Genomic DNA, 14,320 nt, shown 5'->3' with positions numbered 1-14,320 from the left:
TTTAGGTGCCTATATCGGCGGTGTCTACCTCTTCCCATTCCGAACAGAGAAGTCAAGCCCGCCAGAGCCGATGGTACTGCGGTAACACGTGGGAGAGTAGGTCGGTGCCAAATCTTAAAAGAAAGCCTGTAGGAAACTACAGGCTTTTCTTGTATATAACCTTTTTTCTATCGGTTTAGTTCCCGGCTGTTTTATTCGATAATCTGTTAGCCTTTGAATTAGCTGATTCCAGATGACATGGATCACTGTTGCTTTTTTAGATTTTATGCATAAATTTGAGTTAACCTAAATAGGAAGAATTCAATAGGTCTGATTCCTCTAAATTGCGACTTGAATGCCTTTATTTTTGCATTAAAAGATTCCGAGAAAACATTAGTAGATCTACGATCAAAAGTAATTCAGTATAGTTTAGTAATAGTTATGTATTGACTTAGCAATGTTATTAAAGGACTTGGAATCTGTCTGCCTTACTTTTCTCATGCATCTGGCCGGATTGGCTAGTGCATAGACCTTGTCTTTTGTGTTTTCAAATAGCGACTAAGCCTCATGCTGGATCCATAAGCTATTTTTTGATTTGGGAATTTCCTAAATAGGAGTTCCGCACGATCCTTTTGATTTTTTAGTCTAGGCCTAAGGTTTTTTTATACAAGATGTACCTGCTTCGAGCCAATAACTGCTTGACAGCATCTCCATAGTGGGGTACTTCTGATATAAATGGATTGCCTGTTTTTTTCGATAATTCTATGGCCTTATTTTCTGCATGCATAGCCTCCCACCTGAATTTGATCCGCATTTCTTGCAGTGCCTCGGTGGACAGTTTCTGCACACTAAACCGATGGGTCATTCTGGTCGCTTGCAGATTAATTCCATATTACCTGTCATATCCAGGGTAACTTCAGTTATTTTTTTCCTTGCTCTTTTCGGGATTGAAATTATGGTTTCCACTTTGGTACCTATTACAATGGCAGTAATAGCCCCTTCATCGCCCTTAGTGGCCTTGTTAGTAAGGATGGTATATTCATCATGGGAGTCATCTATGGAAAGCTGCTCACCTAGGTTTTCTGGATAAAAGAGCCATTTCTTCTATGCGATTTCTGGTTCCATATTTTAAAATTACGGAGGTAGTCGCGATACTAAGTAAGTAGATTTTTACCCTTTACACCATAAAATGAACTGAAATCAGCGCTATTCGGCGCTGTATAGATTGATTTCTTTTAAAAAAGCTGCGAATTCTCTTGTAATCCGCGTTCCTTTCTCCACTAAAGTCCAATTCAGGTAAATTACCTTAGAACTCTCATTATTGAGCCATCTGCATCTTATGATATGGTAAAATATTCTGTGCCCACGAATTGGTATATGCTGAATCACAATCTGTGGTAAAACGCCTTTTGAAAAAACTTTAATACCATCCCATTCCGTGGGAGGAGTATTCAGTTCCTTAAGCTCGAAGTCGATAGTTTCACTATCCTCAAAAACTCTTTTGAAGTCAAAATTCTCTACTATAAAATCTGGTACAAATAATTTCAGTAATGATACAGTAGCTGATGACATAAATATTAAACGCTATAAAATACAAAGCTATATTTTTAACGGCTGCTCCACAACATTTGGGATTGATCCATTCTTGGTGAATTTGGTTTAAGCACAGATTACCTAAAGTCTGAAAAGAAAGAATTTTATATCTCTTACGCCTCAAGAGGTTACTCTGAAAGCTTTCACCTTTGCATTGAATGATTCAGCAGACACATTGGCCGATCTGTTAATAAATAAATTCAAATATCTCAATAATGAGCTATTATAGACCTAGATAGTGTTGTGAGTACTTCTATAGAAGAATCTTGGACATCATTGTACCATAGCCAGTCTTATAAAGGGTTGTTCCTTGCTCTTACACACCTTAAATATTTCGCCTAATTTTAGAGATAGTTTCTAAGCCTTTTTTAACTCAGGATACTTTCCCTATGATGCTTGAAAAGTAAGTACCTGCTTTTGGCAGCAATTGCTTTAGTGTGTCTCCATTGGAAAGTACTTCCCCACGAAAGATGACTCTGCTTTTCTTTGCTAGTTTAATTCCTTTATTTTCTGCATCCAGCGCTTCCCAACGGTATTTGATCCTGCATTCCTGAACGGCATGATAAGCAAGTTTTTGGGCATGAAAACGGTCAATAACGTTGTGTACATTGGTAAAACATCTCTTGACTTCCTGTACCTTTTTGCGAAGTCGTTCTGGTGTTTTCTTGTGCACACCAATGATACCTTCGGCCGCGGTACCCTTGATCATGGTAACAATAGACCCTTACGCCCTTTTATTGGTAAGAATGGTATAGAGTTCCCGTTGGATAAACTTTTCTTAAAGCTAGATGTTTAGGATCTTTCTCTACTTTGGCTATTCAAAATAATCAAGGAAACTGATCAGGGTTTCTGCGGCTTCATTCAAAATGAAATTCTCGTTTGGATTAGAAATGCAAAAGAAGGAATTTATTTGCTTCCCCCAAGAATTTCGCTGAGTCCTTAAAAATATTGTTTATAGTCTATTAAGGGCATAAAAAAAGCCTTTAGGTGTTTAATCTAAAGGCTTTTAATCTAGTAGCGGGGAGCAGGATCGAACTGCCGACCTCAGGGTTATGAATCCTGCGCTCTAACCATCTGAGCTACCCCGCCGGGCGTCTTCTTTCTAAAGAGCTGCAAATATAGAATAATCGATTGAAATAACGAAAAAAAATATTAAATAACCCTTATTGTAGCTGTTTTGTTTTGATAATGAGTTAGTTATTTTAATGTGTGTTTGCGAAATATTGTAGTTAATTATTAATATTTACATAATTTATGTCCGTATTGCAAATACTTGATACTGTTTTGGCGGTTAATTTAGAGTGATGATGGTGTTTTTAGGCTCTGTAGCTATTAAAAGGCTTAAATTTTATCAACTGGGATTCTAATGATTCAGTTAAAGTTGTCCAAAAAAAATCGATGAATTAATTCTGTTCGTTATAAGGTTTTTTTGGATTATTTTTAGAATAATTAGCATGAAAATCACTCTTAGCTGTGTTTTAAATTTTTGAAAAAGTCTAAAAAACTAAATTGTAAGCTCTGTATAGAGATATCCTAGGACCTAAGAATTCGACACTTCAATCATCTGATGTATCTTGTGTGACATCTTCTTTTCTAAAGAGTTGCAAATATAGAATATATTACTTTTCTTTAGAAATATATAGATTAAAAAAATTGTCCAATAGTTCAGAATGTAAGGATCCATCAATGTCAGAAAAGAAAAAATTTACGTTAGAATATGAATTGAGATCTTCCCCACGTATTTTGTTTAGCTTTATTAGTGAGCCAAATGGTTTGTCTCAGTGGTTTGCCGATGATGTAATTTTCCGTGATCAGGTTTATACATTTACATGGGATGACGAAGTACAAAAAGCGAAGCTTTTGAGTATAAAAGAAAATAAATTAGTAAAATTTAAATGGATTGACGATGAACCGCATTGTTATTTTGAAATGGAAATTGTTCAAGATGAGTTAACGAACGATGTAGCACTCTCTATTACGGACTTTGCGACTGAAGATACACTTGCAGAGCGTACTTTAATATGGGATAATCAGATTACATATTTACATAGTGTACTAGGAGCATAATTTTTCAGTTGCTTTGTTTACCTTTGCATATTGAAAAAGATTCATTTACTTCTGCTCAAAGCATTTATTAGGCCTTTCTTTGTCACATTTTTTATTGTGATGTTTATACTATTGATGTTCTTTTTATTTAAGTACGTTGATGATTTAATTGGAAAGGGCTTTGAATGGTATGTGATCCTGGAGCTGATGTATTATGCATCAGCGGCTAATGTTTCCATGGCACTACCACTTTCGATTCTTTTATCGTCTATAATGACCTTTGGAACATTGGGTGAGAATTATGAATTAGTAGCGATAAAGTCTGCAGGTGTATCTCTTCAAAAAGCAATGATGCCTTTATTGGTATTAATCGTTTTTATTGCTATTGGATCATTTTTGTTTTCAGATGTGATGTTGCCAAAGGCGAATTTAAAATTTGGTTCCTTACTTTGGGATATAAGAAATAAGAAATTGTCTTTTTTAATAAAAGAAGGTGTATTTAATAATAGCATTCCAGGTTATTCAATTAGAGTTGATAAGAAAGGTGATGATGGAGTTACTTTGGAAGGAGTAATGATCTATGACCATACCAGCAATAATGGGATCGCAAAGATCATCATAGCAAAAGAAGGAAAAATGGCTAAGGATGAAAAAAACCTTCTTTTAAAACTAAAGAATGGCGTGAGGTATGAAGAGTCAAGTGGTGAAAATGCTTCCTATAATCCAAGACAGCAATTCACACGAATGCGATTTAAAGAAACTGATCAAAAATTTGATATATCGAGTTTTGAAATGAATAGAACAGATGAGCAGGGATTTAGAAATAACACACAAATGCTTAATTTGAAGGGCTTGGTAAAAAAGCAAGATTCATTAACGAAAGAATTAGACAGCATAAACAAATTTGCTGGAATGACTGTTTCTAGTTATTTTAAACAGAATAACTATGTTAAGGGATATAGTAAGGTTAAAGTTGCTGAAAGGAAAGTCACAGGGCCTGTATTAGGTTTATTACCAGTGGGAGATAAGTTACGGTCTATACAGTCTGCCTTAGACCAAGCTAATTCAGTTAAGCAAACTGTTTCCGCGAGGTTAATTGACCACGGAGATCGAATTCGTAACATCATTAAAGTGGAAATTGAGTATCAAAAGAAATTCACTTTAGCTGCATCATGCCTTCTTCTATTCTTCATAGGGGCACCATTAGGTGCAATTATTAGAAAAGGAGGGTTAGGCTTACCAGTGGTTATGGCAATTGTATTTTTTTTAATTTACCATATTATAGCGACAGTAGCTGAAAAGTCTGCAATAACAGGATCATTAGCCCCATTTTTTGGACCTTGGCTGGCGATAATCATATTGTCTCCAGTTGGGGCATTTCTTACTTATAAAGCGACTGTAGATTCGGCTTTATTTGACGTCAATGCCCTTAAACAAATCGTTGTTAGTTTATTTAAGAAGAAAAAGAAAAGCTTAGAAAAGAAGGCTTAATGTATTTTATCTATAGATTACGATTAGTAAATATTCATTACTTATTTATGATATTTTAACGAAGGATATTGAAAAGGAAGGTTGTAACTTTGTACTTAATCTTAATAGTTAAACAAGCAGCTAATCTAAGTGTTTGTGTATAGATATATTTCAAAAAATGGAAATCAAACTAAATGCAATAGAAGAAGCTATTGCTGAAATACAAGCTGGTAAAGTGGTTATTGTTGTTGATGATGAAGACAGAGAAAATGAAGGTGACTTCCTAACAGCAGCTTCAAATGCAACTCCTGAAGTAATTAACTTTATGGCGACCCATGGAAGAGGATTAATATGTGCTGCTTTAACCGAACAGAGGTGTGATGAACTTGGGTTAGAGCTTATGGTAGGTAAAAATACAGCTGCTTATGAAACAAATTTCACGGTTTCTGTTGATTTAATTGGATATGGTTGTACTACTGGTATTTCTGCTTCAGATAGATCCAAGACTATTCAAGCATTAATCAATCCAAATACAAATCCAGATGAATTAGGCAAACCTGGGCATATTTTTCCGTTGCGAGCTAAAGATGGAGGAGTATTGAGAAGGTCAGGACATACTGAAGCGTCGGTTGATTTGGCAAGATTGGCAGGTATGGAACCTGCGGGAGTTTTGGTAGAAATCATGAAAGAAGATGGAGAGATGGCTAGACTACCTGATCTTATAAAGATTGCTGCTCAGCATAATCTCAAAATTGTTTCAATTAAAGACCTTATTGCTTATAGATTGAGTAAAGAGAGCTTAATCCAAGAAGAGGTAACGGTTAATCTTCCAACGGAATGGGGTGATTTCAAAATGACAGCCTATACTCAGTTGGATACAGGAGCTACCCATTTGGCTATTAGTAAAGGTGAATGGGTTGCTGATGAGCCTGTTATGGTGAGAGTGCATAGTTCATGTGTTACCGGTGATATCTTTGGTTCATGTCGTTGTGATTGTGGTCCGCAATTGCATAAGGCAATGGAAATGATTGATAAGGAAGGAAAAGGACTTATTGTATATATGAATCAAGAAGGAAGGGGTATTGGACTGGTTAATAAGTTAAGATCTTATAATCTTCAGGATGCTGGATTTGATACTGTAGAGGCTAACATAAAATTAGGCTTTAAAGGTGATGAAAGAGATTATGGCGTTGGCGCACAGATTTTAAGAGCTCAAGGAATTTCAAAAATGAGGTTGATGTCTAACAATCCTACCAAACGTGCTGGTCTTACGGGATACGGCTTGGAAATATTAGAGAATATTTCAATAGAAATCGAAAGTAATATTCACAATGAACAATACCTGAGAACCAAACGTGATAAAATGGGACATCAGATAATGAAAGGATAGCAAACTATCTTTTTTGATTGTTCTTTTGCTGTTCTTGAAGAATAGCCTCTTTATTCATTAATTGCCTGGTTTTGGGAGTTTCCCCATGCTGGGCTTTTTTCTTTTGATCCTTTTTGTATTGTCCTGTGATTTTTCTCAAAAACTCTCTGAAACTATCAAACTGTTGTGTGTAAACTAGCCCCAATGCAGTAACGTTGTTATTTTGGTTAATCCCTGATGTCGTAAAAATGGTTTGTTGAGTGGGGGGCTTATTGGATAATTTCCCCACCAGAGTTCCATCCTTTTTGATTAAGCCTAGAATTTCAACTTCTCCACCTACGTTGTTTCTAGAAAAGCCATTTAATGAAAGATCATTAGTACTCCCCCTATTAACAATACCTGCATTTAAGACTAGACGATCATTAAATAACCTGAAGGAAGCATTTGCTTCAGTTAAGGATCGTACATTAAAATCAACAAAGTCTAGATTTAAAGAAGATAGGACATTGTTAAGCTGATTAAATAATAGCTCAGTTGCCGTACTTGTTACTCCACTTGTAAGTTGTTTTCCTAAGTCTTCATTTCCTGTCCCGGGAGCAAAACTTCTTCTAATGATTAGACTCAATGCTTGAAGATTAAGGTTGTTTGAATCATTGAAGTATGCTTGCATTTCTTCTTTTATAGCGGGATTTGAAGGGAAGAATATATCTAGTTTAATATCTGGTTTTAACAAGAGACCTGATAATCCCATCTCCACTTCTGTTAGCACACGTTCATCTTTGTTATTCCCGTCTCTATTGGCAGCGATATACAGGTCTCTCAGACTAGTTCTAAGCGAATAAATAGCCTTCAGTTGTATTTGTGCCATACTGGGATTGCCAGTCCAACGGATTGTCCCACCTTGTCTAATATTGAATTTTTTATTAATGACTTCTTGGGCAGTAAAATCAAAGCTCCCATTTTCGATGATATAATCTCCTGACATATCAAAATCACCCTGACTATTGATCTTTAAAGTGAGGTCGGTAGCATTTCCTCGTCCACTTAAATTACCTAAACTAGTGAATATATTTGCTACACTATTTGGATCTACGTCTAGTTTTAAGTTCATGGTAAGGCCATCGAAACTATTTTGTTTTTTTATTATTTTAGTTGTGTCTTTACTTACGAAAGTGATAAAATCTTTACTTGAAACTGTTTCAGAGCTATTTAAAGGTAAATTGAAAACTGTTCCTTTTTCTGTTTTGGCATCAATATTAATGTACATTCGGTTAGTTGGGCCTTTAAAAATAAAAGTTCCTGTTCCGTATGCCTGGCCATAATAAACTGGATTATCTTTTTCGGTTGTGTTTAGTGCCATAAAATTTTTAGCCTTTATTACTGCATCTATCGTAGGATTATCAAGGTTGTTTAGGTCTACTGTACCATTGGCGATGGCCTCATTGTTATCAACATCTAGTAGCTTAAGGTTATGAACTTTGATGACGCTATTGTCGATAGTTACCTGGTCATTTAGTGTATAAGCTGTTTGTAAATAGTTAATAGTCATTTTACCTTTGTCAAATGATACTTCTCCATTCATATTTGGCTTTTCAAAAGGACCTTTAATAGCAAGATCAGCCGAAATATTCCCCTTTAGTTTCGAAACTAATTTCTTAACAAAAGGTTCTAAAACGGCCATTTCTATTTCATCAAGTTTAACATGAAGGTCTATCTCCTTTTTCTCAAGGTCTAGATTCCCTCTTGCCTTGAGTGTCTCTTTATTATTCGTCATGATACTGGTGTAGATATTGGCTACATTTTCTGCTTGATGAAAAGAAGATGTATCTGTTAGGCTTCCAATATAAGTATCGTTGAAAGTTAGGGAATCAATTGTGATGTTATCTGAAATTTTTGGAGATTTTAGGATATGATGAAGCTTTGTTTCCCCATTCAATTTCCCCGCGAGTTTAATACCTAGTGTTTTTATAAAAGGATTAATAGTTTTAAGATCGAATTTTTCAAAACCAACTAATAGTGCATCTTCAGGAGCATTAGAAAGGATTCCATCGATTGTCAAGATCTGGGGGCCATTGCTAAGGTCAAAATTATTGATTTGTGTTTTTCCATCATGAAAGCTAATTCTTACTTTTTCTTGAATTTTCCAGTCTTCATTGTTAATTTTCAAAATAGATGGTAAAATGGTAATACGACCGATAGTATCTGTAGCGAATTCAACTAGCCCATTTAAATCCAGTGAGTTGGCATCATCAGCGTTTGCAAGTTTGACGTTGAGGCTTAAACTGTCATTTCTAAGAATATTTGAAATATTCACATTTTTGATGTAAAGACTGTCGTTTAGATCAACACGATCCGAAGTAATAATGGCTTGTAACTGGTTTGTGGATGTGTTTTCATCCACAATAATATTATTAACAATGATGCCTTTGTACTTGAGTTTTTTTACAAATCCATTTACAGTGGCGACATTATTTTGTGAGTCAAAATTCCCAATAAAAACAGCTTGATCTTCTATTTCTAAGCCTGGAACAAGGAGTTGTGCAACAGGTTCGAATTTTTTAATTTTAAGGTCGAATTTAAAAATTTGATCTTTATAATTGATGATGTCGGCTTTTAAGGATGGAATATAGGTTTTTGCTAGCGCCTTAAAGTAGGAGGGCAGCGTATTTAAGTCGTACTGGCCTTTTATACTTGCATCTAATATGTCTGAATTTATAGTTAAGCTTCTGTCTTTTCCAATGCCTCCGGCACTTAGTTGAATGGAATCAATATGGTAAATACCCTTGACATTATTGAGCTCAACGTGCTGTACTAAGAGATTACCCTGAATATTATCCAAGTTGTTTCCTGTAAAATTGGTGCTAAATATTGCGTCTATTTGTAGAGAGTCTTTGTATAGTTTTAGAGCTCTCATTCTAGCTTTTTTGATATTGGCTTTAAAATTAAACTCTGGGAGTTTTCCATTTAAGTTTACACCACCATCAAAAACCATATTAAGATTTTTATCGTCAACTTTCAGGCTGCCATCAAAATATTTCTTTTCAAAAGTTCCATCAATTTTAACATTTCTATACCTATAATTATTAAAATCAATGTAATCGATGTCTCCATCTAATCGTTCTGTTAAATTTTTGATTTCTGTTCCACGACCTTTTATATTTAGTGCTGCTGTGATTTTTCCCAGGCTTTTTTCATTAATCAGATTACCTAAGTTAAAATCATATGTTTTAACATTTCCAGAATAAGACGGGATTCCCTGTTTATCAATCTTCATATTGACATCTGAGACCAAGCGTCCAAGTTTTGTTTTAAATTCGCCATAGGCGATAAAATCATTTTGGAAGCCTGTAAAGGATCCATTGAAATTTACATTACCAAATTTAGAGACGATTTCAGGGATTTTTTTCGCTTTTTTTCCTGTCACATTTGTAAGTAACTCATCTAAGTCTTTTTTGTTCGTTCCCGCCATTTCAATTTTAAAGTCCATAAAAGTTTCTTTTAATACGGGAAGTCCTTTAAGGTTAAAATCACCTTTAATGTGAGTTGCTTTGCCTGCTTTTATGGAAAGTTTTTTTGCGCGGAGGTTATTAACCAGACCAGTAATTTGTCCATCTACATCTAATTCTAGATTCATTTGATCTAGTTCAGATGTAAAAAACGATACATCTCGGGAAGCAATGTGACTATCTTTAAATGTAGCTTTCATCTTGACCTTATTGATGTAATCTCTAAAGTCTCTATAGCGGTTAAAGCTCATTTTAAAGTAATCTTTCAACCTAGAATGATTGGTTTCTAATAATAATCGTTCCAGTTCTATTTTGTTGCTGTCAACAGTAGCGAAGGACGTTAGGTTTTTAAGATAGAATCCGCTTTTTTCTTTAAATGTCAGATTTTTGATTTCTGCTTGAAGAATATGATCAGTTGTATTTAATTTTTCGAGAATGCCATTAAGATTACTTAATTGCACATCTTCAAAGTTGACACCTTTCATAACGGTATCATATTTATAGTTTTTATACTTAAAACTGAAGTTGTTAAGGATGACGCGATCGAAAGTGATTTTGTAAGGTTTCTTTTTCTTTTTAACGGTGGTTTGACCGGAGTCAAAATAGTCGATAATGAAATCTAAATTTGTAGAACCATCTTTATAGGTTTTAAGAAAAAAGGCTCCGTTATTTAGCTGCACCGTATTGACATCAACAATTCTTTTTTCTAATGAAAGCTGATTTAGGTCTACTAAAAATTTTGGGGTATTTAATAGTGTGTCCTTTTGTTTGTCGAGTACAAGCAAGTTCTCTAAAACAAGGGATTTAAAAGGTTTTATATAAATTCCTGATAAGGATATGGTTGTATTGAGTTCTTTAGATAAATAATCCGCAGCTTTTTTTGCGACAAAAGTCTGCACAGGCTTGAATTGAAGCGCGAATAATAGAATCGCAACTAGTAATAACACTGATGCAACAAACCAAAGAAGTATTTTTAATAGTTTTTTAATAGTTTTGTAGCTTAATAATAATCATTGTGCCAATAATACTCGCTATAGAATCTTCTTGTGATGAAACTTCGGTTGCTATTTGTAACAACGGCAAAATTACTGCCAATGTTATTGCAAACCAAACAATTCATAAAAATTATGGTGGTGTAATCCCTGAGCTTGCGTCAAGGGTACATCAACAAAATATTGTCCCTGTTATACAGCAAGCCTTAATTGATGCTAATGTAGACAAAAAGGAGCTAAATGGTGTTGCTTTTACACGTGGACCCGGCTTATTAGGATCCTTGCTGGTGGGGGTGTCATTTGCCAAATCCTTTGCTTTGGCATTGGATTTACCTTTAATTTCGGTTAATCATATGCATGCTCATATTTTGGCGCATTTTATTGATGATCCAAAACCATCGTTTCCTTTTATATGTTTGACCGTTTCAGGAGGGCATACTCAAATCGTGGTAGTAAGGGACTATTTTGATATGGAAATTGTAGGAGAAACCCTTGATGATGCCGCGGGTGAAGCATTTGATAAAACTGCAAAAATTTTAAACCTTCCTTATCCAGGTGGACCGTTGATAGATTTTCATGCTAAATCTGGTAATCCTTTAGCATATAAATTTCCAGAACCACAAATCAAAGATTTGAATTATAGTTTCAGTGGATTTAAAACTTCTATCCTATATTTCATTAGAAAGCAAGAAAAGGAAAATCCAGACTTTATATCCGAACATTTAGATGATATTTGCGCTTCGGTTCAATATAGTATTGTTCATATTTTATTGAACAAATTGAAAAAGGCTGCAAAGCAATATGGAATTAAAGAAATTGCAATTGCTGGTGGTGTTTCTGCAAATAGTGGATTAAGGGATTCTTTGCAAAAAACAGCTCTAGACTTAGGTTGGAATGTTTATATCCCGGCTTTTGAGTATTGTACGGATAATGCTGCAATGATTGCTATTGCGGGGTATCAGAAGTATTTAAATGCAGATTTTGTGGAACAGGATGTTGCTCCAATATCCAGGATGAATTTTTAATATAAGAACAGCTAATTATGAGTGCTACGAGTTTTATTTTTTTCGGCTTAATGCTGATTCCTTTCATCATTTTTATCATTTGGTTGGTAAAACAAGATAAACAAAGAAATTATCTTGGCTTAGCCGTTTTGCTTGCGGCAATTATTGTGGCTATTATAGTAGCTATTTATGTGGATGCAAAATATATGAAGCTTCAGTAATGATTGAAAGGTCTATTGAATAGATTATAATAATACAAAAAAAGGGCGATCAATCGATCGCCCTTTTTTTGTATTATTATGTCCTCATGGGACTATATTAAGATTGTACAGGAAGTTCTTCAAGCTTTTCACCTGTTACTTCTGCTCTAATCTTAGCTTCAATTTCTTCAGAAAGTTCTGGGTTATCCAATAATAATTGTTTTACCGCATCTCTTCCTTGACCAAGTTTTGTTTCTCCATAAGAGAACCATGAACCTGCTTTTTTAATGATATTAAAGTCAACACCTAGGTCGATAATCTCACCTACTTTTGAAATACCTTCTCCGAACATGATGTCGAATTCAGCGATTCGGAAAGGTGGTGCCACTTTATTTTTTACGATTTTTACTTTTACTCTGTTTCCCGAAACTTCGTCAGAATCTTTAATTTGAGAAGTTCTTCGAATGTCAAGACGCACTGACGCATAGAATTTCAATGCATTACCACCTGTGGTTGTTTCTGGGTTACCGAACATAACTCCGATTTTTTCACGTAATTGGTTAATGAAAATACAGCAACATCCTGTTTTAGCAATTGTTCCGGTTAATTTACGTAAAGCCTGAGACATTAAGCGTGCTTGTAATCCCATTTTGGAATCGCCCATTTCACCTTCAATCTCTGCTTTAGGTACTAATGCAGCAACAGAGTCAATAACAATTACATCAATGGCTCCAGATCTAATTAGGTTATCAGCAATTTCTAATGCCTGTTCACCATTATCTGGCTGAGAGATTAATAGATTATCAACGTCAACACCTAATTTCTTTGCATAATTTTTATCAAATGCATGTTCTGCATCGATAAAAGCTGCAATTCCACCTTTTTTTTGCGCTTCTGCAATAATATGCGTTGCCAAAGTTGTTTTACCCGAAGATTCAGGACCATATATTTCTATTACTCTTCCTTTTGGAACACCACCAATGCCTAAAGCAATGTCAAGACTGATTGATCCTGTGGAAATAGATTCAATAGGCTCTACAGCATTGTCGCCTAATTTCATTACGGTACCCTTACCATATGATTTCTCTAACTTATCTAAAGTAAGTTGTAATGCTTTTAATTTGTCTGCGTTTACGCTCATATTGTTAAATTCTGGGAGTAAGATAAAATATTACCGTTGGAAGAACAAATAACTTTACTTACATGCTAATTATCTTAGCAAAGATAGCGATTGTTTAATATAAAACAAGAGATAAAATTTTTATTATTTGTTCAAACCTCTTTGTCACTAATTATTTTAGTTTTTTTGTTGTTTTGTTGAAAATATTTACAAATATTGGTGATTTCGCAGATGCTACATTTTGGCGATCTGGCAAGGCAAATATACCTGCCGTGTAAAATTAACCAATGATGGGCCACATGGATGGTGTGTTCAGGTAAATTCTTGACTAAATCTTTTTCCACAGCAAGTGGGGTTTTCCCCGCAGAAAGACCAATTCTCCGGGAAACTCTAAAAACATGGGTATCGACCGCCATAGCAGGGGCATTATAAATAACGGATGCGATAACATTTGCTGTTTTTCTACCTACACCAGGCATCTTTTGCAATTGATCAATATCAGAGGGGACTACATTATTAAAATCATTTAATAACATTTGGGCCATTCCTACCAGATGTTTTGCTTTATTATTTGGGTAACTCACACTTCTGATGTAATCAAACACAATATCTGGCGTTACCTCAGAAAGTGCTTTTGCATTTGGAAAACGTTGAAAAAGTGCAGGTGTCACTTGATTGATTCGTTTGTCTGTGCATTGTGCAGAGAGAATTACGGCTACTAATAATTGGTATGGATTATTGTAATGCAATTCCGTTTCAGCATCTGGCTGTTTGGCTGCAAAGTGTTCGACAAAAAGTTTGTACCGGTCTTTTTTGAGCATGAGCAAATATAAAGAGAAGAAGTCAGGAAGGTTTAAAATTCTTAAGGAAAAAGAGTTTTGGTGACATTTGATGTCAGTGGATCATGGATGTTGGAAATAACGGATCAATCCCAAAACTTGTGGAGGAGGTGATAAAAATATAGCTTTGTATTTTTATCCAGTTTAATATTTATGCCATCAAGTACTGCATCATTACTGAAATTATTTCTGCCAGATTTTA

11 protein-coding genes, 1 tRNA gene and 1 rRNA gene are annotated in these 14,320 nt (G+C 34.9%); 6 read left to right on the top strand and 7 right to left on the bottom strand.

All coding sequences use genetic code 11. The features are described from left to right. Nucleotide 1: 1 nt before the first annotated feature. Nucleotides 2-113 (top strand): 5S ribosomal RNA (gene rrf / locus GM920_RS23540). A 150-nt stretch (nucleotides 114-263) separates the two neighbouring features. Here rrf and GM920_RS24020 read toward each other — a convergent pair. The 4 genes from GM920_RS24020 to GM920_RS23520 all read right to left on the bottom strand — a co-directional run bounded on the left by GM920_RS24020 (nucleotide 264) and on the right by GM920_RS23520 (nucleotide 2,661). After that, nucleotides 264-398, bottom strand: a complete 135-nt coding sequence (locus GM920_RS24020; RefSeq protein ID WP_394367966.1) for a transposase — start codon at nucleotides 396-398, stop codon at nucleotides 264-266. Between the two features lie 787 nt (nucleotides 399-1,185). Next, the gene (locus GM920_RS23530; protein ID WP_182961870.1) at nucleotides 1,186-1,551 is read right to left on the bottom strand and encodes an ISAon1 family transposase N-terminal region protein; all 366 of its coding nucleotides are present in this window, start codon (nucleotides 1,549-1,551) and stop codon (nucleotides 1,186-1,188) included. 394 nt (nucleotides 1,552-1,945) lie between these two features. Continuing rightward, nucleotides 1,946-2,281 (bottom strand): transposase, encoded by a 336-nt coding sequence (locus GM920_RS23525; RefSeq protein ID WP_182961868.1) that lies wholly within the window; start codon nucleotides 2,279-2,281, stop codon nucleotides 1,946-1,948. A gap of 306 nt (nucleotides 2,282-2,587) precedes the next feature. Beyond that, a tRNA-Met gene (locus GM920_RS23520) sits at nucleotides 2,588-2,661 on the bottom strand. Between the two features lie 597 nt (nucleotides 2,662-3,258). Between GM920_RS23520 and GM920_RS23515 the strand changes: the two genes are divergently transcribed. From GM920_RS23515 to GM920_RS23505, 3 genes are all read left to right on the top strand, one after another. Continuing rightward, entirely contained in the window at nucleotides 3,259-3,639 is a 381-nt protein-coding gene (locus tag GM920_RS23515) for an START-like domain-containing protein (protein ID WP_182961866.1), read from the top strand. A gap of 30 nt (nucleotides 3,640-3,669) precedes the next feature. Continuing rightward, nucleotides 3,670-5,109, top strand: a complete 1,440-nt coding sequence (locus GM920_RS23510) for an LptF/LptG family permease (RefSeq protein WP_182961864.1) — start codon at nucleotides 3,670-3,672, stop codon at nucleotides 5,107-5,109. Nucleotides 5,110-5,266: 157 nt separating this feature from the next. Then, the gene (locus GM920_RS23505; protein ID WP_182961862.1) at nucleotides 5,267-6,478 is read left to right on the top strand and encodes a bifunctional 3,4-dihydroxy-2-butanone-4-phosphate synthase/GTP cyclohydrolase II; all 1,212 of its coding nucleotides are present in this window, start codon (nucleotides 5,267-5,269) and stop codon (nucleotides 6,476-6,478) included. A gap of 4 nt (nucleotides 6,479-6,482) precedes the next feature. Here GM920_RS23505 and GM920_RS23900 read toward each other — a convergent pair whose 3' ends face one another. After that, nucleotides 6,483-10,862 (bottom strand): translocation/assembly module TamB domain-containing protein, encoded by a 4,380-nt coding sequence (locus tag GM920_RS23900; RefSeq protein WP_317171596.1) that lies wholly within the window; start codon nucleotides 10,860-10,862, stop codon nucleotides 6,483-6,485. A gap of 116 nt (nucleotides 10,863-10,978) precedes the next feature. Here GM920_RS23900 and tsaD point away from each other — a divergent pair, with 116 nt between their 5' ends. Continuing rightward, nucleotides 10,979-11,980, top strand: a complete 1,002-nt coding sequence (tsaD, locus tag GM920_RS23495) for a tRNA (adenosine(37)-N6)-threonylcarbamoyltransferase complex transferase subunit TsaD (RefSeq protein ID WP_182961858.1) — start codon at nucleotides 10,979-10,981, stop codon at nucleotides 11,978-11,980. A gap of 17 nt (nucleotides 11,981-11,997) precedes the next feature. Further along, the gene (locus GM920_RS23490; protein WP_182961856.1) at nucleotides 11,998-12,180 is read left to right on the top strand and encodes a hypothetical protein; all 183 of its coding nucleotides are present in this window, start codon (nucleotides 11,998-12,000) and stop codon (nucleotides 12,178-12,180) included. A gap of 97 nt (nucleotides 12,181-12,277) precedes the next feature. Here GM920_RS23490 and recA read toward each other — a convergent pair whose 3' ends face one another. Continuing rightward, nucleotides 12,278-13,300 carry a recombinase RecA gene (gene recA / locus GM920_RS23485; RefSeq protein ID WP_182961854.1) on the bottom strand — a complete coding sequence of 341 codons (1,023 nt, stop codon included), beginning with the start codon at nucleotides 13,298-13,300 and terminating at the stop codon, nucleotides 12,278-12,280. A gap of 131 nt (nucleotides 13,301-13,431) precedes the next feature. After that, nucleotides 13,432-14,100, bottom strand: coding sequence for an endonuclease III (gene nth, locus GM920_RS23480; protein ID WP_182961853.1), 669 nt, complete (start codon nucleotides 14,098-14,100; stop codon nucleotides 13,432-13,434). Nucleotides 14,101-14,320: the final 220 nt, after the last annotated feature.

The sequence above is a fragment of the Pedobacter gandavensis genome (assembly GCF_014172405.1).
Taxonomy (GTDB): domain Bacteria; phylum Bacteroidota; class Bacteroidia; order Sphingobacteriales; family Sphingobacteriaceae; genus Pedobacter; species Pedobacter gandavensis.
This window is presented reverse-complemented; position numbering and strand designations above follow the sequence as displayed.